The sequence below is a fragment of the Methylobacterium endophyticum genome (assembly GCF_050591105.1).
In the GTDB taxonomy this organism is placed as follows: Bacteria; Pseudomonadota; Alphaproteobacteria; order Rhizobiales; family Beijerinckiaceae; genus Methylobacterium.
Genome location: NZ_JBNHES010000008.1, coordinates 87,287 through 109,852 on the forward strand (window position 1 = coordinate 87,287; position 22,566 = coordinate 109,852).

Annotated in this window: 26 protein-coding genes and 1 pseudogene; 4 read left to right on the forward strand and 23 right to left on the reverse strand. The window is 65.8% G+C overall.

Annotated elements, in window-relative coordinates; translation table 11 throughout:
* Window positions 1-229 precede the first annotated feature (229 nt).
* On the forward strand, window positions 230-934 hold the full coding sequence (locus tag ACP56T_RS11180; protein ID WP_430912183.1) for a hypothetical protein: 705 nt from the start codon (window positions 230-232) through the stop codon (window positions 932-934).
* A gap of 47 nt (window positions 935-981) precedes the next feature.
* Here ACP56T_RS11180 and ACP56T_RS11185 read toward each other — a convergent pair whose 3' ends face one another.
* The 4 genes from ACP56T_RS11185 to ACP56T_RS11200 form a co-directional block, all read right to left on the reverse strand.
* A complete protein-coding gene (locus ACP56T_RS11185) occupies window positions 982-1,164 on the reverse strand; it encodes a hypothetical protein (protein ID WP_430912184.1) in 183 nt (60 codons plus the stop codon).
* A gap of 158 nt (window positions 1,165-1,322) precedes the next feature.
* The gene (locus tag ACP56T_RS11190; RefSeq protein WP_430912185.1) at window positions 1,323-2,303 is read right to left on the reverse strand and encodes a hypothetical protein; all 981 of its coding nucleotides are present in this window, start codon (window positions 2,301-2,303) and stop codon (window positions 1,323-1,325) included.
* A 100-nt stretch (window positions 2,304-2,403) separates the two neighbouring features.
* Window positions 2,404-2,967 carry a hypothetical protein gene (locus ACP56T_RS11195; protein ID WP_430912186.1) on the reverse strand — a complete coding sequence of 188 codons (564 nt, stop codon included), beginning with the start codon at window positions 2,965-2,967 and terminating at the stop codon, window positions 2,404-2,406.
* 10 nt (window positions 2,968-2,977) lie between these two features.
* On the reverse strand, window positions 2,978-3,337 hold the full coding sequence (locus ACP56T_RS11200) for a hypothetical protein (RefSeq protein WP_430912187.1): 360 nt from the start codon (window positions 3,335-3,337) through the stop codon (window positions 2,978-2,980).
* A gap of 181 nt (window positions 3,338-3,518) precedes the next feature.
* Between ACP56T_RS11200 and ACP56T_RS11205 the strand changes: the two genes are divergently transcribed.
* Window positions 3,519-4,001: a hypothetical protein gene (locus ACP56T_RS11205; RefSeq protein WP_430912188.1), complete on the forward strand. Its 483-nt coding sequence runs from the start codon at window positions 3,519-3,521 to the stop codon at window positions 3,999-4,001.
* Between the two features lie 124 nt (window positions 4,002-4,125).
* Here ACP56T_RS11205 and ACP56T_RS11210 read toward each other — a convergent pair whose 3' ends face one another.
* Window positions 4,126-4,536, reverse strand: coding sequence for a thermonuclease family protein (locus tag ACP56T_RS11210; protein WP_430912189.1), 411 nt, complete (start codon window positions 4,534-4,536; stop codon window positions 4,126-4,128).
* A 40-nt stretch (window positions 4,537-4,576) separates the two neighbouring features.
* Here ACP56T_RS11210 and ACP56T_RS11215 point away from each other — a divergent pair, with 40 nt between their 5' ends.
* Complete coding sequence (locus ACP56T_RS11215; RefSeq protein WP_430912190.1) at window positions 4,577-4,927, forward strand: hypothetical protein; 351 nt, start codon at window positions 4,577-4,579, stop codon at window positions 4,925-4,927.
* Window positions 4,928-5,466: 539 nt separating this feature from the next.
* Here the strand turns inward: ACP56T_RS11215 and ACP56T_RS11220 are convergent.
* From ACP56T_RS11220 to ACP56T_RS11255, 8 genes are all read right to left on the reverse strand, one after another.
* Window positions 5,467-5,868, reverse strand: coding sequence for a type II toxin-antitoxin system VapC family toxin (locus ACP56T_RS11220; RefSeq protein ID WP_430912191.1), 402 nt, complete (start codon window positions 5,866-5,868; stop codon window positions 5,467-5,469).
* Window positions 5,868-6,113 carry a type II toxin-antitoxin system VapB family antitoxin gene (locus ACP56T_RS11225; RefSeq protein ID WP_430912192.1) on the reverse strand — a complete coding sequence of 82 codons (246 nt, stop codon included), beginning with the start codon at window positions 6,111-6,113 and terminating at the stop codon, window positions 5,868-5,870. The genes ACP56T_RS11220 and ACP56T_RS11225 overlap by 1 nt, the downstream gene beginning before the upstream one ends.
* A 68-nt stretch (window positions 6,114-6,181) precedes the next feature.
* Window positions 6,182-6,589, reverse strand: a complete 408-nt coding sequence (locus ACP56T_RS11230; protein WP_430912193.1) for a hypothetical protein — start codon at window positions 6,587-6,589, stop codon at window positions 6,182-6,184.
* Between the two features lie 154 nt (window positions 6,590-6,743).
* Complete coding sequence (gene repB, locus ACP56T_RS11235; protein ID WP_430912194.1) at window positions 6,744-8,063, reverse strand: plasmid partitioning protein RepB; 1,320 nt, start codon at window positions 8,061-8,063, stop codon at window positions 6,744-6,746.
* Entirely contained in the window at window positions 8,060-9,280 is a 1,221-nt protein-coding gene (repA, locus tag ACP56T_RS11240; RefSeq protein WP_430912195.1) for a plasmid partitioning protein RepA, read from the reverse strand. The genes repB and repA overlap by 4 nt, the downstream gene beginning before the upstream one ends.
* 626 nt (window positions 9,281-9,906) lie before the next feature.
* Window positions 9,907-10,824: a hypothetical protein gene (locus ACP56T_RS11245; protein ID WP_430912196.1), complete on the reverse strand. Its 918-nt coding sequence runs from the start codon at window positions 10,822-10,824 to the stop codon at window positions 9,907-9,909.
* A 112-nt stretch (window positions 10,825-10,936) separates the two neighbouring features.
* On the reverse strand, window positions 10,937-11,356 hold the full coding sequence (locus ACP56T_RS11250; RefSeq protein ID WP_430912197.1) for a type II toxin-antitoxin system VapC family toxin: 420 nt from the start codon (window positions 11,354-11,356) through the stop codon (window positions 10,937-10,939).
* On the reverse strand, window positions 11,353-11,598 hold the full coding sequence (locus ACP56T_RS11255) for a FitA-like ribbon-helix-helix domain-containing protein (RefSeq protein ID WP_430912198.1): 246 nt from the start codon (window positions 11,596-11,598) through the stop codon (window positions 11,353-11,355). Before ACP56T_RS11255 ends, ACP56T_RS11250 begins: the two co-directional genes overlap by 4 nt.
* Before the next feature lie 303 nt (window positions 11,599-11,901).
* Here ACP56T_RS11255 and ACP56T_RS11260 point away from each other — a divergent pair.
* Window positions 11,902-11,997: pseudogene (locus ACP56T_RS11260) on the forward strand (DUF4113 domain-containing protein); the annotation flags it as partial.
* A 37-nt stretch (window positions 11,998-12,034) separates the two neighbouring features.
* Here the strand turns inward: ACP56T_RS11260 and ACP56T_RS11265 are convergent.
* The 10 genes from ACP56T_RS11265 to ACP56T_RS11310 all read right to left on the reverse strand — a co-directional run bounded on the left by ACP56T_RS11265 (window position 12,035) and on the right by ACP56T_RS11310 (window position 22,543).
* Window positions 12,035-12,286: a hypothetical protein gene (locus ACP56T_RS11265; protein ID WP_430912199.1), complete on the reverse strand. Its 252-nt coding sequence runs from the start codon at window positions 12,284-12,286 to the stop codon at window positions 12,035-12,037.
* Between the two features lie 242 nt (window positions 12,287-12,528).
* Window positions 12,529-13,806, reverse strand: coding sequence for a plasmid replication protein RepC (gene repC, locus ACP56T_RS11270; RefSeq protein WP_430912200.1), 1,278 nt, complete (start codon window positions 13,804-13,806; stop codon window positions 12,529-12,531).
* 358 nt (window positions 13,807-14,164) lie between these two features.
* Entirely contained in the window at window positions 14,165-15,487 is a 1,323-nt protein-coding gene (locus ACP56T_RS11275) for a hypothetical protein (protein ID WP_430912201.1), read from the reverse strand.
* A 3-nt stretch (window positions 15,488-15,490) separates the two neighbouring features.
* The gene (locus ACP56T_RS11280) at window positions 15,491-17,785 is read right to left on the reverse strand and encodes a DotA/TraY family protein (RefSeq protein ID WP_430912202.1); all 2,295 of its coding nucleotides are present in this window, start codon (window positions 17,783-17,785) and stop codon (window positions 15,491-15,493) included.
* A gap of 8 nt (window positions 17,786-17,793) precedes the next feature.
* Window positions 17,794-18,783, reverse strand: coding sequence for a hypothetical protein (locus ACP56T_RS11285; RefSeq protein ID WP_430912203.1), 990 nt, complete (start codon window positions 18,781-18,783; stop codon window positions 17,794-17,796).
* On the reverse strand, window positions 18,780-19,799 hold the full coding sequence (locus ACP56T_RS11290; RefSeq protein WP_430912204.1) for a hypothetical protein: 1,020 nt from the start codon (window positions 19,797-19,799) through the stop codon (window positions 18,780-18,782). The genes ACP56T_RS11285 and ACP56T_RS11290 overlap by 4 nt, the downstream gene beginning before the upstream one ends.
* Entirely contained in the window at window positions 19,796-20,560 is a 765-nt protein-coding gene (locus ACP56T_RS11295) for a hypothetical protein (RefSeq protein ID WP_430912205.1), read from the reverse strand. Before ACP56T_RS11295 ends, ACP56T_RS11290 begins: the two co-directional genes overlap by 4 nt.
* Complete coding sequence (locus ACP56T_RS11300; protein ID WP_430912206.1) at window positions 20,560-21,510, reverse strand: M23 family metallopeptidase; 951 nt, start codon at window positions 21,508-21,510, stop codon at window positions 20,560-20,562. Before ACP56T_RS11300 ends, ACP56T_RS11295 begins: the two co-directional genes overlap by 1 nt.
* The gene (locus tag ACP56T_RS11305; protein WP_430912207.1) at window positions 21,507-21,923 is read right to left on the reverse strand and encodes a hypothetical protein; all 417 of its coding nucleotides are present in this window, start codon (window positions 21,921-21,923) and stop codon (window positions 21,507-21,509) included. The genes ACP56T_RS11300 and ACP56T_RS11305 overlap by 4 nt, the downstream gene beginning before the upstream one ends.
* Window positions 21,920-22,543, reverse strand: coding sequence for a hypothetical protein (locus tag ACP56T_RS11310; protein ID WP_430912208.1), 624 nt, complete (start codon window positions 22,541-22,543; stop codon window positions 21,920-21,922). The genes ACP56T_RS11305 and ACP56T_RS11310 overlap by 4 nt, the downstream gene beginning before the upstream one ends.
* Between the last annotated feature and the right edge of the window lie 23 nt (window positions 22,544-22,566).

Sequence of the window (22,566 nt, forward strand, 5' to 3'; positions counted from 1 at the left end):
GCATCGGTCGCCTCGGACCGATACCCACCACAGCACGAACCCAGCCGCACCGGCGCAACGCCGCGGGCGGTTTTTGGCTGGTTGCTGCCGATGTACTCCCACCCGATCGACGCTTTCGAACGACTCGGACCGGAATGGTGGAGTGCCATTGTCGTCGCCCACCAACAAGGATGGGATTCGACCGAGGTCTGATCTGGACGGGGCTGCCGCCTCACCGATGGAAAAAACCATGGCGAGCTTGGCGCACTTGCAGGGGGTTGCTGCGATGCTCAACGAGCGTCAACGGTCCTATCTGCTCGCCGCCTACGATGAGGATCAGACCCGCGAGGCGACGCATTGCGGACCGGGCGGTCCGCCGGCCGGGCGCTGGCGCTGGATCGAGTACGGGCCCGTGGGCGCGAAATGGCTCGATGGGCCGGGATCCCGCCTGCTGCGGGCCAAGCTGGCGGAGTCCGGCATGGTCAGCCAGGGCACCGGCGCCACATGGGCGGCACTGGCCGAGCGCGGCCTGCTGACCACGCGATACGAGCATACCGGCCTGATCGACACGCGCAGCCGCCGGGCGATCCGGTCCCTCATGGTGCGGCTGACGACCGACGGCCGGAAGGTGGCCCGTCTCCTGCGGGGCGAGCCGCTGACACGGCCGCGGAGCAAGGAGCCCAAGCCGCTTTCCCTGTCGGCGCTGCGCTTGGTGGCCTACGGCCAGCAGCATCCCGGGGAGGCGTTCGATTTCCATGCCCCCTGGGGCGTGTGCCCGCTCGACTACCTTGTGGTCCTCGGGATCTGTCGCGGCCTCGTGAAGCGCGGGCTGCTCGCCGGCGACCCGCCGACCCGGCTCAGGATCACCGAGGCCGGCTCGGTCCTCGACGTCACGCAGGAACCGAACTGGAAGCCTCTCAGGCAGTCCCCTCTTCCTTTCCGAGAAATCTGTTAGTCCGGATGTGCCCCGCCGGGTGAACTCGGCGGGGCATGGTGCGCGCGTCAGCGAGCGATCCAAGCGGCGGCGCCGACAGCGATCATCCCGCCGGACAGCCACAGGAGCGGGATCCAGGGGGCGACGGGCCCGGACGCGATGCCCGTGGGCAGGGTGAAGATCGCGGCGATGGTGCCGATGCCGACGGCCGGCAGCGTGACCCGGGCGGTGGTGGTGATAGCGGCCTGCATGTGATGACAGCCTTCGAGGGAACCATTCCCTGCAACGAGGGTCGCGGCCATCGTCGAAAATCACAACCACGGGGCCTGGGCCGGGAGCATCATCCTCCTGTCAGTCCGCCCCACGATGCCGTCGGCGTTGGTGCGGCGAGGTCGAGCCGTCGCCAGCCTCAACACCGGTGTCGGTGGGCCAACGGGTGAAGGTGAGCCGCGGCCTGTCCACGCCCGGCCAGCCTGGCTCGGCCAGGGAGTTGCAGGCGGGCCCTCACGGCCTCGTAGGCGGCCTCCTGTGCCTTGAGGGCATTGGCCTCTCCGGGTGTGGCGCCGCGGGTATAGGCGTAGCAGCACGGCTGCCCTTGCTGGCCGAGGAAGTGCGGGCTCCACATGGTCGCGGTCCTCTCGTCGAGGAGAAACGACCGGCCGTAGCCCTCGATCACACGAACCTCGGCGTGCAGGCGCACCACCGCGCCGACGGCCGGCCGGAGGGCGAGCAGCACCAGGGTCCGGTGGGCCCGGCGTTCGCGCGCGACTGCCTCGCGGGCGATCTCGTCGGCGAACCGCTCCAGGGCCTGACCGCCCCGCTCCCGTGCCACGGTCTCGGCGGCAGACGCTTTCGCCAGGGATTCCTCCATCCGGTCGATCACGCCGTGCAGGTCCCGGACCTTCGCCACGGACACCGACCAAGCCTTCGCATCCGGCAGGAAGTAAGCGCCAGGGATCGCGCGCATGAGCGCCACGGCGGCTTCGTCGTAGGCAAAGCGGATCGTCGCCCTGTCACCCGTCACGGTCACGTGGACGTGCCGCGTCGAGAGTTGCTGGCCATTGTGCGCGAGGGCGGTCAGATACTGGTGGCCCTCGAGGCCGGGAGTGTCGAGGGGGATCGCGTGCCCCTCGAACTCGGCATCGCGCAGGATCCGATCGATCCTGGCCTGCGCCTCGCGCTGTTCCCGCGCGACAGCGTCGGCGAAACGGGCCACCCGCTCGACCGCGAGCCGGCCGGGCACGTACCATGATCGCGTTGCGGCGGCGAAGCGCGCCCTCGGGAAGCTCTGCTTGAACCGAGGCAGCATCATCGGGTCCGCGATGGAAAACTGCACCGCCGCGCCGTCCGCAAGGGCGGTGATGGTGAAGCCACCGATCATCGTCATCATGGAGGTCATCCCCTCCGATCGGAGCCTCTCCGATCACGTTCGCCGTCGCGCAGGCCTGGCCAGCCGTGACTCTAGTAGGGCCCGCGGCGCCTGTCCCTCATCACGTGATCGGCGCGACGTCGCGCAGTTCGACGAACGCGACCTTCTCCGAGCGCTCGGCGCCGATGAGGTCGAGATTGACGTAGACGTGGTCGGCGAAGACGGCGCTGCACAGGCGCCAGATCACACCCGTGCGGCCGACGCGCCGCTCCGCGCAGCCGTCCAGGGTGAGGGGCGCCCCGGTGATCCGCACCGGCTGGCCCACACGCAGCCAGTTGGCCGCACCGGCGACGAGGGCGCCGATCTCCTCGGCGGTGAGGATCGCCCGCGTGGTGCGCGCGAAGGGCGTCTGGGGATCGGCCGCGAGGCGCCGCGCCTGCTCCTCGGGGGCCAGATCGTGGAAGAGTTCCACCTCGTAGTCGGGCGACCAGGCCTGCGGCGGCGGCTGCTTGGGTGAGGCGCGGAACACCTCGACCGTCGGCCCGCCGAGTAGGTCGGGCTGGATGCCGATCAGGGCGCGCTCGTACTGCGCCTGGCGGTACTCGGCCCGCCAGCGGGCGTCGCTGCCAGCCGGCAGCCGCGTCACGTCCTGGCGGACGTGGTGGGACTTCCTGGTTCTCGGCATGGCGCGGCCCTCACGCGAGGCCGATGCGGCGGGCGGTCTCCAAATCGCCCGGGTCGACGTCGCCGGCGAGGCCGATATGCGTCGCCAGCGCTGCCAGCAGCGCCTCCTCCCAGATCGGGAGGCCGCCGGGGCTGCGGGAGCCTTGCAGGTCGAGGTAGATGCCGGCGTCGAAGCCGGCCTCGGCCTGGGCGCGGATCGTGGCGATGCCGGAGGCGAGCGCCGCGCCGTCGATGTCGTTCTGACCCTGGAACGCCTCGGTGGTCGCGAGCCAACCCTCGAACCCGCGCACGAAGGAGGGCACGCCGACACGCTCGGCCTCCTCACGCTGCGCGTCGGATGTGGCGGAGGTGATGATGGGCTGGATGGTCATCGGATCGTCTCCCGAGAGAGCGGGAAGGTTCCTCGCCGGCCTGGATCGGAGCCTCTCTCCAGACCTGGGAACCGTCATCCGGGCCCGGCCCACCCTGGCTCCGATGCGCGTCGGAGCGCTAAAGCAAGGGCACCGGATCGGCGCCACATGTGACGTGCCCCTTCAGCCAGATGATGCCGTGATGCCAACCCTGACCGATCGCCAGCGCGTCGAACTCGCGATCCCAGCCTACCTCCTCTACGCGTTGACCTCCGCGCCGGGCGTGTTCGTCCCGGCCGACCCGACCCAGGCCGCCAGGGCCGAGGCCGACATCTCGGCGATGCGCTCCGACCTGAAGGCGGCCTGCTTCGCGCCGCTCGAGGACTTGTCCGAGAAGAAGAAAGGCGCCCTGCTGCGGCAGGTCGAGCGGATTACGCGGGGCGTGATCGCCGGCTGGAAGGATCGGCCGGCGCTGAGCGTGATGCTGACGCTCTGGTACGTCCTGAAGGACCTGACCGACCGCGAGGTGCTGATCCTGTGGCAGGGCTCGGCGATGGAGCGGGCGACGAGCAAGTTGCTGCCGATGTTCGCGCACGGGTTCGACGAGCAGAAGCGCGACGCCGCAGCTCAGGAGCGGGCTCGCCAGCTTCTCGCCTACCTGCAGACGGAGGGGCTGTACGGGTGAGGCACCTTCTCGTTCACCGACGGGGCCGAGCCCGCCTGCGGCGGGTTCGAAAAGGTGCCACAGGCGGAGAGTAGGACACGGCCCCGCCTGTCCACGGACCTGAACGGGGCATCTGGCCCCTCCCCTATTCCGGGCACCAATGCGCTGCGCGCCGCCGATAGGCTTCATGGCCCGGCTTGTAGGGAATCGCGAGTCCTTCCCGGATCAGGATGAGCGCGAGGTTGCCCTGGAGGCCGACGAGGGACGCGAGGGTCCGGCCGTAGCGGTCGGTCCGGCCGGAGCGCTCGATGCTGACCGGCCCCTTGAGGAGTTGGCGCAGGCGTCCGGAGGCGAGCAGGCCCTTGTCGAGTTCGGTGTTGCAGCGAGGCTTGGTAATCTCCGGGGCATCCGGCTCGACGAGGCGGATGCGCTCGGCCGCCAGTTCGACTGTGTCGCCGTCAATCACCCTGATCCGATCGCCGTCGACCGTCTCGGCTCTAGCTGTTGCGTAGGAGATGGAGATCATACTGGCCACGAGGAGCGTGTGGGTCAGCACCCTTACGCTGGTACGCTTACGCGCTTGAGAGACAATCAACATGGTAACCCTTGGCCAGATCGAGAAAGACATCGGGGATCTGCTCGTGAGCAAGCAGAGACAAACCGGCTTCGAGCACTACTGGGCGATCGATCATGCCGGAAATATCTACCAGAAATCCGGCGCAGCCACGTACGTCACCGCAGATCCGGCGCTCGAGGCGGCCTATGACAATCCCGTGTCTCAGGTTCGTTACCACCATTCACATCCTGACGACCGAGCATTGAGCCTGAGTGATCTCGAGGTGTTAGGGCGAGCCGGTGTTCGGGAGATGTGGGCTCATTGTGTCGGCGGAAGCATCTACGGGGCTTCCGTACAACGCAGCGCTACCAAAGCCGATTTCTCGAACTAAATCGACATAATTAACAATAAAATCTTATTTGAGGCGATGAAAACCGAATATTCAATCCTAAACCGTACGGATTTTCATTGGTTCAGTGATTTGGCAGTATGCAGAGCACTCAGCGTTACAGGCTTAATCGATTTCACCACCTCGTTCTCACCTCAAAAGTTAATTTTATATCGATATGAACATAGACAAGGTCGACTTCATGAAGCACTGGTGCATTAGCGCCATGCAGTGATAACTGAGGCATGAAGCTGACGCGTGCCGCCCGATGGGATCGTCATTTGCCAAGGCCGAATCCGCTTCCGAGGGTTCGGGGAGTTGCCGCAGGCGGCGAGTAGAGCCCGGTCCCGCAGGGACGCGCCATTCATGGCTTGGCTGCCGACCTCAGGTTGCTCACAAACTGCAAGCTGATCAGCAACTGAACCAAATCTTACGCTCTTACGATTGCACGCACTTGTAAATCTACGAATCTGCATTGTTTACGAGCGGAGAAACTTACCAGCCACTCGAAGAAAACGAACGAAATCCTTTGTGGAACAGGGTTAAAGTGCGGTTTTCAGGTCCGTGTGGCCGAAGTGTCGGCCCTTGAAGAGGATGGGATTCCGGTAGGCACGTGCACAGGCGTAGGACAGGCAGTCCGCGAGGTTGAGTTGCGCCGTGTGTCCCCTGCCCTTCCCGTACCGCTGGAACGCTTCGACGGCGCCGCGGCCGATGCTGTCGCTGATCGACATGACGGTGATCCCGGCCTCGGTCAGGAACTCGTCGAAATCAGCCTGGACATCCAGCGGATCGCGATCCAGGCGGTCTGCCAGGACCATGCAGGTTTCCAGGCGGACCATAGGCGAGGTGCATCGGCGCTTCGCCCGCTCGATGCAGGTGGCGAAGATGCCGGCCTCGGGCTCCTTGCAGAGGATTGCTACGAAGGCGGACGTGTCGATGAACATCAGCGGTCCCACATCGCGGCGCGATCCGTCTCGGTGATGGGCCGGGGGTTGGGTCCGGCTTTCGCCAAGGCGCGATCCGCAAGCGCCGCGAGACGCTGGGCCAGGGGGGTTGAGGATCTCTCGCGTTCCAGTTCATGTTCGAGGGCCTGGATCACGGCCTCGGTGATGCCAGTCTTGCGACGCTGCGCCAGTTCGCTGGCGAGCTCGTGAGCACGGGGGTTTCGGACGTTCAGGGTGGTGGGCAAGGCAACCTCTCTTTACGAAAACGTAATGCCGTAATGCAGGCATCGTCAATCAACTCCGAGGGCGGCCTTCAACCCCGGCAACAATGTGCCTGTGGGCCAGAATGAGCGACCTGGGGTCCCTCCCCTATGCCGGGCATCAATGCGAGGATGCGGCCGTAGTTGTCGGTCCAGCCGGAGCGCTCGATGCGGGCGGGTACCTTGAGGAACTGGCGCAGGTGTTCGGAGGCGAGCAGGCCCTTGGCGAGTTCGGTTTTGCAGCGGGGCTTGGAGATCGTTGGGGCGTGCGGCTCGACGAGGCAGATGTGCTCACCGGCCAGGTCGACGGTGTCGCCGTCGATGACGCGGATCTGATCGCTCTCGACCGTCTCCGAGCGTGCGACCGTGCAAGCCAGAGCGAGAAGACTTGCAAGGAAGAGAGGCTTCTTGGAATGAACACTTGGTCGACTGGTCCTCCTCCCCTTCCTCTGGGGGCCCACGCGAGGTCGATCGTAACCCGTCAGGGCCGAAACCGCGCAGCGGGTTCGGGGAGCCGCCGCCGGCGGTGAGTAGAGCCCGGTCCCGAAGGGACGCGCCCCACTTAGAAGACGACCCACACGGTTGGCCATGGCCAACTTCGAGATTCTGAAAGGATCATTCTCGGCTCTCGGAACCGCTTCCGCTCCTGTCTTCGCGCGGCGCCTGCGAAGCACCTTGAGCAAGGAAGGCCGCGTAAAGCTCGTCGAGGCGGGAGGCCACGAAATCACCGAACGACGGGTCTCGATCGATGGCGAGTGTAACGCTGGTGCCTTTGCGGGAAATCTGCGCCGTTGCTTGACCGCCCTGCCCTGCCCAACGGGTCGACGCAGGATCAGAACGGTCGCGCGGGGCTGCGAGCGCGGCAACTCTGACGAATCGTGCATCGCTGTCGAGAGACGCGAAGGCATCCTCCGATACAGCCTTCTCGACCGCTCTGGCGACGGCGGCTTTCTTGAGATGTTCCGCGAGCGCCAGCCAACGACGACGGCCTGCCTTGGGCGCGGGACCGATCCTGTTCGCGATAGATTCCGGGACCGCACGCGCGACAGCGATCAGCTTCGACAACTCACCTTTATCGGTCGAGAGTGCATCGATGATGATGGAACGTTCGAAGCCGCGATCTTCAAGCCGGCAAGCAAACAACGCCTTTTCAATATAGGTCAAATCCTGACGAGCTGAATTTTCGAGTCCTTGAGCGACGACGAGTTGGGAATCGCTCAGCGCACGAACGACGGCGCGGACCTGCCGCCCGAGTTCACTCGCCGCTCGCAGTCGCCGGTGCCCATAAGCAACCTGAAATCGGCCAGGACGGTCGGGGTGCGGCCGGACCAGGATCGGAACTTCCTGTCCGCGTTCCTCTATCAGACGCTTGAAGTCAGCGAAGCTGTCACCGTCATGGTCGAGCCGATCCTTCACGAAGGACGGGTCGATCAGCGTCGGGTCGATGTCGACGACGGTCTCTCCTCGGACGAGCGCTTCTTGGAGAGCGCGACGATCCTCATCCAACCGATTGAGCGAGAGGCTCATAGCGCGGACGGGCCCAGCTAAGACCCTGCCTTCGTGGGACATGTCAGGGGTGCGGGAGTTGGCCATGGCCAACTTCTCGGGGGAGGGCGCGCGGGCGGTTTGTGCGGCGCCGGCCTGCTCGCTCCCGTCCGTCGCTTCGTCTGGCTGAGAGTTGGCCATGGCCAACCTTCCAGGGGAGGGCGTGCGATCGGTCAGTGCGGCGTCGGCTCGGTCGCTCGGATTCGCTCCCTCATCTGACCGGGAGTTGGCCGTGGCCAACTTTCCGGGGGAGGGCGCGCGATCGGCCGACATGGCGCCGGCTTGGTTGCCCTGCTCCGCTTCTTCGTCCGGCTGAGAGTTGGCCATGGCCAACTTTCCGGAGTCGGACGTTGCGGAATACAGGCTTCGGATTGCGTCGCGGCGCTTCATGCTGCTCTCCCCCAGGCTTTGTGGACGAGACCAAGGATCTCTCGGTGCACAGCATCCAAACTTTCGTAGGCGCGGTCGTAGGTCGCTCGACCGACGCTGTTTCGATCGAGTTCGTACAAACTCTGCTTGGTCAAACCAGCGTCTGCGATCGCCGTCGACTTCCACACGGAGGCAGCAAGGACATCGTCACCGAACAGGTTGCGTAGGAGGGCGACGATCTGGCTCTGCGGGCCATCGTGCGGCTCGTGCCGTGTCACCACGTAGCGGATGAAGTCGTGGGAGAGATCGCCGCCAGCTTTGCGGACGACGCGCATCAGATCGGACGCCATCAGCAGAAACTGAGACATGGACGCGACATCCACCATCTGCGGATGGATCGTAATCAAGAGTGACGTCGCAGCACAAACGGCGCCTAGTGTCAGATAACCGAGTTGCGGGGGGCAATCGATGACGACCAGATCGTATTCGTCCTGCACCGTGGCCAGAGCGTTGCCTACACGCTCGAAAAACATGCCCCCGTCGCTTCGCTGAGTCGCGGATAGCATGCGAGGAGTCTCGTGCTCGAATTCCATGAGTTCAAGATTTCCGGGAACGAGATCGAGGCCGTGAAAATAGGTTTTTCGGATGATCTCCCGCAAAGGCCTGCGCTTGTCGTCATACCGAATGGCTCCATAGAGCGTATCGTCCCAGCGGAGATCGAACTCCGGCTGTATCCCGAACATCGCACTGAGCGATGCTTGCGGATCAAGATCGACTGCCAGGACGCGATAGCCCTGTAGCGCCAACCATTGTGCCAAGTAGAGGGTGGTCGTGGTTTTTGCAGAGCCACCTTTAAAGTTGACACAAGCAAGAGTCTGAAGACGCTCGCCGCTCCGACGCCAGGGTAGGAAATTCAAGCCATCTTTCGGACGCGCCTCGGATAGATACTTTCTGAGCTCTCCGACTTGTTCGAGAGAGTATAGACGCCTTCCATTTGCCTGAATATCGGGAGATGGGCCGAGCTTATCGAGCGATAATTGACGCAGATAGCTGTCGGATACAGTCACCAGCCGCGAGACTTCGCCGGAAGTGAATTTTCTGAGTTCTTTATGTGCTTCGGGGGGAAACAATCGCTCACGCAGCGACTGCAATTGGGAGGAGAGGAGTCGAGCATGGGCTGAAACGCGATCGTCCGACGTGACGTCGGATTTTCCATACGAGGCCGCGACCGACGACATGCTCGAACCTCTCGAAACGGATTTTTCCGCCAGACGTGATTAAATCCGTTTTACAAAGCCATAGATGGCCGAGCGTCGCAAGGACTTATTGGTTAACAGTTCCTTAGGTCGCTGATGGCGGGCATGGAGCGAAGAGGGAAGCTGCCAATCGCTTCGGCTGCGTGAGCGACAGACGATCTCAAAGTTGGCCATGGCCAACTTTCGATGAGACGGAACAGCCGGAAGCACCTCACCGCGTCCGTGCCCTCTTCGAAGGAGGGCTTGTTGCTCGGCGCTGAAGCTCCACGCCGATCGCCTTGCAAGTCGTTGTTCTTGCTCGTGATCGGCGCTCAAGATCCCAAGCCGATCCACACCGAGCTGTCGGATTGGCCGCCGGAACCTGTCGGCGTGGATCGATGGGAGGGCCTTCCGCCGATTCAAGAGCGTGGTTGCGGAGGAGGGTAAAGCGATCCAGGACTACGTGGTCGAGATGGTCAACCGGGAATTCGCCAGGAAAGGACGTTCCCAGATCGCCACGTGAGTGAGGGGAGGGGCCCCATGTTCACGCTCTTACGCTTTCACGCATGGGAGAGTAGGATTTCGGACGACGAGCCGTGACCCCATCGTCAAACGAGGATGCAGGGGGGCTACTCGTCCGCGGCGAGGATGTCCGAAACCGCCCAGTCGTCACCTTCGCCCACTGCGACGAACTCGCGGTCCCAGCAGCCCCAGCGCTGGTGCATCGGAACAGCCGCCAGCGGGTTGTGGACGAGGGTGAGAGGCCGCTTTGCGCTCGACATGTTGCCGATGCTGACGCGCGACCAAGCGACCGCCGAGATCTGCACAAAAGTCGGATCGAGGAACGCCGTGCGAGGGATCGGGCCGTGAGCGGCACCCTTCCGTTCGATCTGGTAGGACGGCTCGTACCCTCCACCGACCACCTCTCCCGTGGCACGGTCGAGTGTGACGTAGGCGTCGCCGATCGGGAAGACCGATGACACGATCAGCGGGAGCGGACGCTCGGTCGCGTAGAGGCCGAAGCTGCCGGCACCGATGGCGATGATCCGGACGTCCTCCGGAGCGACCACGCCCTCACGCAGGTAACGCTCGAACACCTTGGTCTTCTTGAAGAGGGCTCCGGTAGTGCGGAGTTGCGCTTGGCGGGTCGGCATTGGGCCGAACCGGCCGCCTTGGTTGATTGGCTTCGGCCCACGCACGCCGTCCTCCCCGGCGCCCGGCTCCGGTGCGATCGCCTCGATCCAGATCCGGCCGCCGTCCTCGATCATGCAGATGTCAGGCTGGCCGCCTCGGCGTGGCCGCTCGGCCGTCGGCATCAGGCGCTTGCCTGCCTGCAGGAGGCGGCAGCCGAGGTACATCTCCCAGAAACGGGCGTTGGGGTCGCGCGCGAAGCCTTGCCGGAAGGTGGCGTCGGCATAAGGCGCGTAGGTCTCCCATAGGCGGTCGAGTTGCCCGCGCATGTCCTGCTCTTCGGGATGAGACGCGGTACGCAGGTTGAGATAGCCTTGGTCGAGATCCTCGCCGTCGACGCTCCAGAGATCGCACATGGCTCCGCCGGCTTGGGAAAGAGGTGCCGGCTCTATCACGGACTGCACCCGAGGCCACCGATGCGCAGAGCCGACACGCTGATCGGGTTTCGCTCCAAGGAGCGCGGCTGCCTCAATCCTCCCATGGATTGACGGGAGGCTCGGCCAGATCGGCGAAGTGCCGGACATTGCGGGTCGCGAGCGTGGCGCGGCGAGCGACGGCGATACCCGCGATCATGCTGTCGCGCAGTTCTTGTGGCTGGCCCCGTCTCTGTCGAGCCGCCATCAGGGCCGCCGTTTCGCTGGCGGCCGCAGCGTCGAACGGGGCGATCCGCCGTTGGAGCACTTCTGCGATGAGGCGATCGAAGGCGGTGCGCAACGCCGCGGCGCGCCGTCCATCTGGCATGAGGTCGAGGCCGAACCTGATCTCGAGGACGGTGATGGTCGTGATCCAGACGGAGTTTCTGGGTTGCGTGTCGAGCCAGGGGACGAGCACCGGATCCGAGGGCGCGCGCATCAGACCGGATACGACGTTCGTGTCGAGGATGATCATGCGAAGGGATCGGCGAGACCATGGCCATGGAACTCGGGCAGTTCCTCGCCGGGGCTCAAGCCGATTCCCTCGAAGAGGGCGACGATCTCCGTTCCCAATCCCGTCGTCAGCTCGTCCTCGGCCGCTGCGGCACGAAGGATGTCGCGCAATTCGGCCTCCATGCTGCGGCCATTCCGGGCCGCGCGTTGCTGCAAGCGTTCCTTCACACCGTCATCGACGTCACGGACGAGGATTTGGGCCATAGCTCATCCTTTCGCTATCATGATAGCGCACGGATTGCCTCGCACAAAGGGGGGCGTGGAAAGCGTCCTCCGCAGTTGGCGGATAGAGAACACGATCTTACGCTTTCACGCATGTGGGCGTGGGATTTCAAGCGATAAGGTGTGGTCATCCCCTTGACGCTAGCGGGCAGGCTACAACGGGCTGGATTTGCGAGGCATCCGCCTGCCTCGACCTGGCGCCGGCCGACGGCGTGCAGGGCTCGCTGTTCCGCCGGTCGGACGACCGGCGGCGGGTGTCGCTGATGCTGGCGATCGACGCGATCAACCGCCGGCACCGGCCTGGATCGGGCGTGGAAGCTCCGGGCCAACTTCCATTCGCCCCGCTACACGGCGCGGTGGGACGAGTTGCTGCATGTCTGAGCGGGGATGGATGCTCGGCATGGAGCAGCCAGAATAACTATCCAAACATGTAGCTGCAAGTTGCATATACAATCATCATTACTCCAATTGCCAGAAGAGTCATACCCGGAAAACCGATAATTAGCTCTAAAATCTCCTTCTTTGCCTCTGATTTTTGAAATTTTACCGCCTCTTCCCAATTCGGGAGAACAACGACACCGTGTTCATTCGAGTTTTCAAAGACGAATTTGTTGTGAGGTATAACGATTTTTTTAAGCATGATGTAGATCAGCCAAGCACCTAGCATCATGCATGGCCATCCAAGAAGCCATATAATCATCAACATCAGCGTCTCTCGCCATCTCTTCCGCTACCGGCACCAACGTCTACCCGCCTCTCGAACCCGCGCAGTCTTAAGAGCAAGTTCGCCGAGTTCTCCGCCAGCACGACGGCAACGATGTGTCACCATGTGCGGGCATGCGAACAATCGCGGGATGCAGTCCAATCTCGGGGTTTTCTGGGCCCGCCGGACCGGCTTCCCGGCGTCTAGCTTCACGATGCCTCCTTTGGCTGCAGTCGTGCCCGGCGCAGGGCTTGCAGGACGGGCCCGAGGGAGTAGGTGCCGGAGCGTTTTCGCTCCGTGAGGGTCCGCAGGTAGCCACCCGGGCTCTTGATGCGCTCATGCCGCTCGAGGATGGCCGCCAGTGTGATCGCCGCCGCCTCAGGCCCCATAGCGTCCTGTGCGTCGCTCCAGGCCGTGGGACTTATACCCAGCATCGGCCGGATTCGGTCGGCCGTCTCGATCAGGTCGTGCCAGGACCGGATTCCGGAGGGCGAGAAATCCTGCACCTGCGAGCAGGCCTCGAGCACCGAGCTGAGCGGATAGGTTGAACGGATCGCGGAATCGGCGACGTCCGCAGGGACGCCGCTCGAATCTGGCAATGAGGGCGGCTTCTGCGCATCCCCGGATGCTTTTTCACAAGCAGGATGATCGGGATTTGAATTCTGTAAGTGCCGCTCGCTCTGAGCGGCACTGCCGCTCGTTTTTCTAGATTCTATGCGGGAGGTGAGGGCGGAACTCACAGCCAGGGCGAGGGCCTCGAGGCCGTCGGCAAACGCCGTGACGTCGGCTGGCTCCGGCCGGCGCGGGTAGGCTGTCAGAAGCGCGAGGAACTGCGCCCGCAACTCGTCGGCGAGCGGTTCCGAGGCGGGCTCGATGCCGTGGTCGCGATCGAGGGCGTCGAGGAGTTTCCCGCAATCGCGGCGGAGGAGGCTGACTTTCTCGCGGGCAAGGCGCTGGGCGAGAGCGTCGGCCCGGATGGCCTCTGCCATGTCGGCGATCTCGGCCGCGCGAAGGGCCAGGGGAGTGAGATCGAAGCCGAAGGCGTGCTCGATCTGCCCGCCCTCACCGCGGCGGACGTAGCGCTTCCCGTTGGGGCTGTCGCGCCGGATCACCAAGCCCGCCTCGACCAGGGCCGAGAGGTGGCGGCGCAGGGCAGCCTCGGAGAGACCGCGCGCCCGAGCGGCCAGCGTCCGGTTCGACGGAAACACCACTAGGTCGACGTCGTCGTCCGGATCCGGAGCCAGCACGGTCTCGGGATGGAACGTCAGCAGGGCCTCGAGCACGACGAGGGTCGCGGCCGAGAGGCCGAGCCGCGTGCGTGCCGCGGTGAGGTCGTGCAGCACGCGCCATTTCTCGGCGACGACGCCGGCTGGCCGGCGGTTGGCGTCGGCCTGCGCGGCGAGTTGCGCAGCCGTCAGCGATCGCGCGCCGAACGGCGCGGTGATTCGCCTGGCCACCTCACCGAGGCGGCCACTGGTGTCTGTCATACGCCCGATCCTTCCTTGGTCGGGCCGCGACAAGTCGTTCGGAGCCGCTCTGTAGAGCGGGCTCCGTCCAGGCAAAGCCTCTCCGTCGCGAGAAATGCGCTTTCTCGCTTGACGCCGGGGGGCGTTCTGTGGCTTGTGAGAGGTGGTTTTTAGGTTCTCACAAACTCTATGACGGTCACTCGGCCCTCATCTCCCTGGCAGGAGGTGGGGGCCGATGGCTTTTCAGGGTCTGACTGCGGCGGCGGGTTCTCCGGGGATTGCGATGACTCTCGTGCGAGAGTCGGTGAATGGGCATCTCGGTGGCCACGCTGAAAAGAGTCAACCCGAATCGCGAGCCGGATGTGATTCAAGCGTATTTTCAGCGTATATCTGTATTTGTTGGAGCATCTGGCGGCGGCGACTCTGGCGCCTCGGGTAGCTGAAGATCCAGGGCGAACGAGCACTCCTTCATCCTGGAAGAGATCTTTCCGGCGAGAGCCGTGCGCGCGTCGCTGCCGGTATGGTCGTCGATGCGCAGGGCGCAGATTTTCCGGGTGGCCTTGTAGATGTGGTTCGCCGGCTTGGCCGGGAAGGAAAGGCTGCCGATGGCTCCGGCCTGCACGGCGGCCGCCCGGAACCGTTTCGCGGAGGCGCCCGAGAGCGCATCGGGGTAGGCGATGTGAACCAGGGCGCGGCCGGCCTCGCCCGGCCCCTCCGACGCCAGGGCCTCGATACACCGCGCGACAACGAGCGCGGTGGTGAGGGGGGAGGACGACTGGATGCACACCAGGCCGCCCGCCGCGAGGGCGTCACGCAGTTCGAAGCCGTCGGTGAGCGAGACGCTGAGCAGGCCTGCCAGCTCCGTGGCGTGCACCATGAGGGCCTTGCGACCGATCTCGCGGATCTCCTCCGGGATCTTCCTGAGCGGCTCCAGCACCGCGCCGAGAGCGGCACCCTCGGACGAGGCGGAGGCCTCGGCGCTGACGGTCCTGCCGTCGAGTTCGTACTTGCCGTCGACGAGGCGCTTGAGCGCGCCCTCGTCGACGAAGGCCTCGTAAAGGGCGAGCGGATTCTTCCTGTAGCGGGTGGCGAGCATCTCGAGGATCGGAAGCAGCGCCTGGTTCAAGGTGACGGCCTCGGGCCCGAGTCGGAGGTCGGCGATGGCGGCGGCCAGTGTCGAGGTGGCGATCCGCAGGGGCGGCCGGGGTGCGTCCTCCAGACTGAGGGATTCCACCTCGATGTCCCGGCCGAAGGGCTTGGCCACCTCGGCAATCCGGTCGGTCAGCATCGGAGTGTCGGCGCCCTGGACGATGATCGCCCCCATCCCGTTGAGGCAGGCGCCGAAGACGAGGATGCCGATCGCCTGGGCGTGCCATTCCGGATCGTCGCTGTGGAGGGACAGGCCCTGGACGAGGTCCTCGCGCCGAAGCCAGACCTGGCCGGTGGCGGCAAGGCCGATCGGCCAGGAGGCATCGCCGCGCCGGCGCGTGGTTGCGTCGCGGTAGCCGCGCAGGCCGAGATGGAGCGGCACACGGGCCGGCGCCCGCCAGGTGCGCCACCCGTAGGTGAAGTGGCGCAGGTAGCGATATCCCGCGTAAGCGAGGATCGTCTCCGGCACGAATGGGGCGGCGATCGCCGAGAAGGAGAGGGCGGTCGCGATCCCGAAATGCGTTGCGACCTCTTTGGGGGTTGCGTCGTTCATCGCTTACTTCCCCTTGCCGCCATCCCTGCCGCGCATCTGCGACAGCATGGTCGCGCCCTTGCGCGAGCCCGAGATCATCCCTGCCATGGTGCGATGCGTACGGCCGCCCGGGATCTGGTTGGGCGAGTTCGGCATGACGATGCCGGCCGCGGCCACCGCGGTCGCGTTGCCGGTGCGGCGCTCGATCTGCGCCCCGATCCAGGAGAGCACGGTCTCGGGCAGGGCGCTGATCTGCCCGGCGGCCAGCATGACGATCGAGAACAGGACGACGGCGTAGACGAACAGTCCGGCGGTGCCGACCATGGCGTAGGCGATGGTGCCGTCCGGCGCGATCATGGCGAGCGCGCCGCGGAAGAAGATGTTGGTGATGTCGATGCCGACCCGCATCAGCAAGAGCGAGACGAGCAGGCCGATCACGATCAGGGGCGGCCGGAGCAGGATGCCGAGGAAGAACATGTAGCCCTGGCCGCTGTTGCCGACGAAGCTGTCGGAGCGGGCCGGCATGAACTTCGTGAGCAGCCAGATCGGCACGGCGATCATCGCTTCGGCGACGACGAGGAACCAGTTGAACGTCGCCATCAGGAAATGGACGATCACGACGAACGGCACGAGGCCGATCAGCAGGAAGGCGGCGGCGAACAGGATCGCGGCGAGGAAATACAGGAACCCTGCGGCTCCTTGGGCCGTCTGCCTCATCGCGTTGTCGTCGCCGACCTTGAAAAACCCCATCGCCCAGTCCGCCAAATCAAATGTAATTCCTCCGGTCGTCGACACTAACCCAAAATTCGCGATGGTCTGACCGACCTCCTGCACCTCGAGGACCGGGTCTTTCCACGTGGTGCTCTCGGGTCTGCTGATGATGGCGAGAATGCTGGCATAGATGGCGGAAAGTCCTTTGGCGAACCGGTTCGGCGGGTCGTTCTGCGCGGCCGGGTTGTCGCTCGTGACACGGGCGATGCTGCCCGAGCCCTGGGCGGCGATGTAGCCGCCGAAGGAGGCGACGTAGGTCAGGTTGCGCTGCGCCTCCTCGGCGAGCGGCGCGTAGGCGCTGTGCCCGAAGTAGGGGATGTAGGCGTTGATGTTGGCCGGGGGCACGACCCGGATCGAACCGGCGGCCCCGGCCGAGGCGACGAGGAGCTTGAGCTGGACGAGGCTCATCGAGCGCTGCCACAGCGCGGCCGAGAGCCATCCGTTGTCGGCGGTGTTCGAGAGGTAGTTGCGCAGCGCGGTGTCGAGCTGGGCATTGTTGCTCTGGGTCAGGCTCTGGCTGGCGTTGTTGTAGGCCGCGTCGAGCGCGTCCTTGATGCGGTCCTTGATCGCCACGTCGTCGCGGCTGCCGGAGGTGATGGTGCTGGCGATCCCGCTCGCCGCGCCGTCGAGACTGTTGAGCGCCGCCTGGAACGAGCGCTGGCTCTGCTGCTCGGCCAAGTCGAGGAGAGTCCTGGTGGTGCTGGCGTCGTTGGAGTCGGTCAGATTGGGGCTGATCTTGGTGTATTCGTGGATGATGCCGCCGCAGAGGTTGTTCGACTTGCGGAAATAGCCGTTGGCATCGATGAAGTGGTAGGTCGTGGACCGGGCGCTGGACAGGCCCCAGAGGGCGCTGTCCGTCGTCGTCTCCGAGCGGATCGAGGCGGCATCGTCGCGACCCGACACATTGGCGGCGTACTTCTGCAGCGCCTGGGCGCAAACGTAGCCGTAGAGCCGCCCCTGGAGGGCATCGGCGAGCTTGCCGCGCAGCGTGAAGTCGCCGAGCTGCTGGCTCGGCTGGGCGAGCGTGCCGTACATGCCGGTGAGCTGGGTGCCGGCGACGCGGGTCCAGAGCGTGTCGCCGAACCCGGAGCCCCAGACGGCGATCTGCACCACCAGGATCTGCACCAGCGACAGGCCGCTCTTGATCGGCAGGCTGAGGATGGCGCCGGTGATCACCCGCAGCAGGGTGTACCTGGCGCTCGACCCGCGCCCGAAGGCCTGGCCGTCGTTGGCCGTGTCGGCGACCAGCGAGTAGAGCAGGTAGCAAGCGAGGATCGTCGCGACGATCAGGCAGCCGACGTTGAAGTAGCCGAGCGCGACCGTGAGCGGCCGGTCGTCGGTGCAGGTGGCGGCGGTCCAGACGCCGTCGACCACGCAGCCGAGCAGCTTGCGCAAATTGACCAGCGCCAGGTCGTTCTGGACCGGCGTGAAAATCTCCCGGCCCGTCGTCTGGGCCTGGGCGGCCGTCGCGGCGGCGAGGAGGGCGAGGCTGCCGGCGGCGGCCGAGATCCTGGCGAGGCTGCCGGCGGGCGAGATCCTGCGGAGCATGGGCACGTCTACAGGCTGCCGCCGGCCTGCACGGCCAGGATGGTGCCGAACACGGCCGAGGTACGGGCCTGCTGCTCGATGAGTTGCTGGCGCAGCGCCAGCGCCATCGAGCGCATGCGGGTGAGCTCGATCAGCAGGCCGTGCTCGGACTGGCCGGCGAGGCCGGCCGACCACGCCTCGTATTGCGGACCGCCGCCGTACTGGCCGGTCAGCGCGTCGAGTTGGGCGAGAGGGGAGGGGGCGGAACTGCCGACCTCGTGCCCCGCGGCCGAGGACATCGCCCGCACGGCGCTGAGCGACACCAGGGCGGGCGAGCGCAGGGCCTCGACCCGGCGCGCCTTGAGCATCATCAGGTCGGCCTCGGCGCCCGGCATTGCGGCGGTGGGCTTTGGCATCGGCAGGCCGGCCATGGCCTGGATCACCGCCTTGCGGTCGTCGTCGCTGGCGGCCGGATCGAGGAGCACCGCCGCGTCGGTCTTGGTCGGATCCTGCAGCCGGTCGCGGGTCGCCTGCGGGATCGGGGTGGTCTTGCCCGGGGCGACGTCGAGGCCGCGATAGGTCTCCCGGCCGGTCATGGTGATGGTGCCCATGGCCCGGTTGGTCGCGTTCATCAGGTCGATCGAGCCGCAGGCGTTCACGCCCTGGCCGGTGTCGATCGAATACTGCTCGCGCGCGTCGATCAGGGCCCGGCGCTGGGCGACCTGGGACAGGGTCGAGGCGACGGCCTGCTGGGTGTTGCTGACGAGGTTCACCTCGCGTGCGCCGTTGGTCGAGACTTGGGCGGTCTGCACCTTCATCGCCGAGAGCAGCATCTCCAGGGTGAGGCTGCGCTGCGTGGCGACGGTGGTGCCCATGGTCGCCACCCGGGTGCTCAGGGTGGTGGTGGCGCTGTTGTGGCCCGCGATCCAGATCGGATCGGCCACGAAGCAGCTCTGTGCTGACGCGGGGGCGACGGCAGCGGCGGCGAGGGCCGCGGCGAGGAGAACCGGCTTCATCATGGCGTCTGGAAGCTCGCTGGGGTGGATCCGCGACCGGGCACGGGCACGCTGTTCGAGATGCGGGCGTTGACCATGGCGAGCAGCAGCGCCGCGGCGGTGGCCTCGGTGCGCATCCCGCGCTTGATCTGGTGGGCGAGGAGGGCGAGGTTGGCCGCCTCCATCCGCACCGCGTCCTGGATGATGCCGCGGTCGTGCTGGCCGGCGACGCCGGCGGCCCACGCCGCACCACCATCGTTGCCCTGCCAGTGGGTCGAGAGGTTGCGCGCCTGCGCGATCGGGCCGTCGGCCCGGTAATCGGCCGCGATGTCGGCGAGCACGACCGCCGTCATCGAGCGGTAGGTGTCCCGGCCGGTCTTCTCCAGCCTGGCGAGATCGGTGGTGGCCGTCGTGGCGCCGATCCGCGGCTGCGGGTCGGGCGGACCGACGATCGTGTTGATGAACTTCGAGGCGGCCGCGGTGTCGCCGCTGTAGAGCGCGGCGCCGTCCGGGGCGTCACCGGTCTTGACGTCGGCGACCCACTCCTTCGGGTCGGCGTAGCGGCCGGGCTGCGCCCGGACCGGCGTGACGATCTGCCGGCGGACTGCCGTGGTCCCGACCATCGCCGAATACAGGCCTTGCGCCTTGGTGTTCGACCCGCACGGGTCGTAGCCGACCGAGCCGTAGCGATGGGTGGCGAGCGCCACGGCCTGGCGCTGCTCCTGGGTGGCGACGGTGGTAGCCAGCGCCTCGCTCGACGCCCGGAAGCCGTTCGAGACCTGGTCGGATCCGGCAGCAGACTGGGCGGTCAGGACCTTGACCGCGGACAGGAGCCGCGCCCGCTCGGCGATCTCCTGCGCCACCAGGGCGGCTTCGGTGGTGGTGATCGCGCCGGTGATCGCCGTGGTGAGGGCGGTGGTCGCGCCGTTCACGCGGTACTCGACCCCGAAGCAGGTCTGGGCTTGCACCGGGGTAGAGGCGCCGACGGCCGCGACGACGGCGCTGAGCCCAGCCAGCGCGATGGTGGTGCGTCGCGTCATGGCGTCCTGCCCTGGCGGCGGTCTCCGCCCATGCCGCCGACGATCACGCCGACGAGGCTGGCGCGCGCGCCGCTCATGATCGCGCCCTGGCGCCGGGCCTGGACGAGGGCGGCATCCTCCTCCGCGGTGGTCGGGTCGGGCTTCACCGTGGGCAGGGGTGCGACGATGTCGAGGTAGTCGGCCGCGGTCATCACCTCCTCGGCGCTGTAGTCACGGTTGAACAGCCAAGGCGCGGCGTCGGAGTCGCCCGCGCCGTAGCCGCCGGGCTTGGCGCCGGTGCACCAGTCCGTGGCCTGCTCGGAGGGCGAGCAGTAGAAGGTCCGGCGCTGCTCAAGGGCGGCGCCCATGCGCGCGGCGGCGTCGCCCCCGCTGGTGAGCCAGCGCTGGTCGGCCGTTCGGAAGGCCTGCTGGACCCTCGACGCGGAAGCGGCGCTGTCACGCTCCTGCGAGAGACCGAGAGCGAGCGTGCAGGCGGCGTAGCCGGTGCCGGTATCGTAGCCGTACTGGTGCTGGGCCCGGGCGAGGCGCAGGGCATTGTCCTGGCTCACCAGGGTCGAGGCGGCGGCCTCCGCGGCCGCCTTGCGGCCGTTGGTGGTCTGGAGCGCGGTGGCGCTCGACTGCGCCGCGGACACCTTCATGCCCGAGAGAAGGCGCTGCAAGGAGATCTCCCATTGCGGGAAGAGCCCCTGCGCCTGGACCGGGGACGCCACGGCAGCGGCGAGGACGGCGCTCACCGGAAGGAGGAGGGGACGCTGCCGCATCACGGTTTGCCTTCCACGGGCCGCGCGTCGAGAGCGTAGAGGGCGACGAGTTGGGCGAGCGCGGCATCCATCTGCGCGTCGTAGTCGAAGGTGTTGGCGGTCAACTCGGTGGCGTTGATGCGGGCGAGCTCGATGTAGAGGCTGCGGTTGGGCTGGTTGGCGACCTTGACCGCATGGTCCTCGGATCCGCTGGCCTTCTCGGCAGCGCTGGCGATCGCTTTCTGTCGCGACTGGGTGTCGGAGCGCGACACGGTCTCGCTCGCGGCACCCTCGTTGGCGCCGGGTGAACAGGTCTTCGGCAGAGTCGTGTCGCGTGGCCCGCCGGCCATGTCCGGGTACTTGTTGGAGATCGGGAGTTGACGCGGCAGGAACGGCTCAGGGTTGACGTAATACCAAGCCTGAGGAACCGCAGACTTGATCGCGTCGGCGGTCATCGGGCTGGCGCTCTTGCCGGAATACATCTTCCAGACGCGGCCATTGGTGCCGGTTGTCGAGATAGCGCTACCCTTGAGGAGCGTGCCAAGATGGAGATGGGGGGCACACTGCTTCATGCCCTTGCATCCCATCGTGCCGACCTGATCGCCGACGGCCACCTGACCGGATTGTCCTTCTTTCAGCGTCGTCGTGTTCATGTGGAGATAGAGAAACCGCGTATCTCCAGAAACAACGTCAGCGATGATGCCGCCGCCTCCGAAATGATGGTACAAGACACTTCCGGCCGATCCGGAATAAATCGGGGTTCCCGCACCTTCACTGTTTACGATGTCCATACCCTGGTGATAACCGGCCGAGGCACCTGGCCGGCCGGATCTATTGACACCATAGGGCGAAGAAACCCGCTGACCCGACGGCTTCATGATGTCGGCCGTGAGGCAGGTGCCGGCCCATGCCGTGCCCTGCGAGAGGCCAAGCGCGATCAACGCGAAAACTGGTGCGGCAGCACGGATCATCGGTCACCCTCCGACTTGCGCGCGCAAAGCTCGTGATCGCTGTTGTTGAATAGTATCTTCGTTGGGCTAATGATCTTGAGGGAAAATGAATCATCATTTTCGTTATCTGGACTCTCACGCATTCCCTGTGGAACGTGAGAGTCCCAGTCACATTTGGTGTCGATAAAAATTACACCCTTGCCCCCTCGTTTTAGCTTGAGGATGTTGCATCGGGCTTCGCCGCGAATACCCTCCTGGTCGATGCGTTGGATCAGCCGATCTTTCTTGATTGTGAGCGACGGCCTCTTGCAGCCCGTCGGAGAAACAGGTGAGTATGCCCAGTCGCCGACAGGCAGAATGAGCTTCTCGGCCTGCGCCGAACCGAGGGTGGCTAGGAACAGGCTCGCAGAGAGCAGGACCGCACGGCGGGTCATTGGAACATCTCCCCGAAGTTGCCGCTGGACGGCACGGGTTTCGTGAGCCCGGGCGTGGCCGACGGAGCCACCTCCGGCTGGACGACGACGGGCGCGGGGGTTTGCGGGGCCTGGGTCAGGTTGAGCGCCGAGCCGAAGGCCGTGTTCTGGACGTGGTTGTAGGAGCCGAGCCCGGTGATGCTCGGCAGGGTGATCGGCGAGATCGAGCCGTTGAGTTGCCGGAACAGGTCGCCCGAGATCGAGTTCTGCAAGCTCCCCATCTGCTGGTTGATGCTGCGGATCGTGTCCCGGAGTTGATCGTCGAGGATCTGGCAGACCTGCCGCTTGGCCGCGTCGAGCACGGACGAGATCAGGTTCTGCGCCGCGCCCGTGAGAAAGCCGCTGAGATCCGGGATCAGGTTCGAGAGGTCGAACCGCTTCAGGAGATCGCCGGCGATGCAGGAGTTCGGGCCGTTGAAGAAGCTCGACGGGTTAACCTTGGCCGCGTCGATCAAGGCGATCTGGCGCTGCACAGCGGCGTCGGCCGCCTGGCGCACCAAGCAGTTGTTTCCACTCGTCTGGGCCTGAGCCGGGGCGGCGCCGGCGAGCGCGAGCCCGCCGAAGAGGACGGCGAGGCGCAAGCAGGTCCGCACCCGGATCCGGA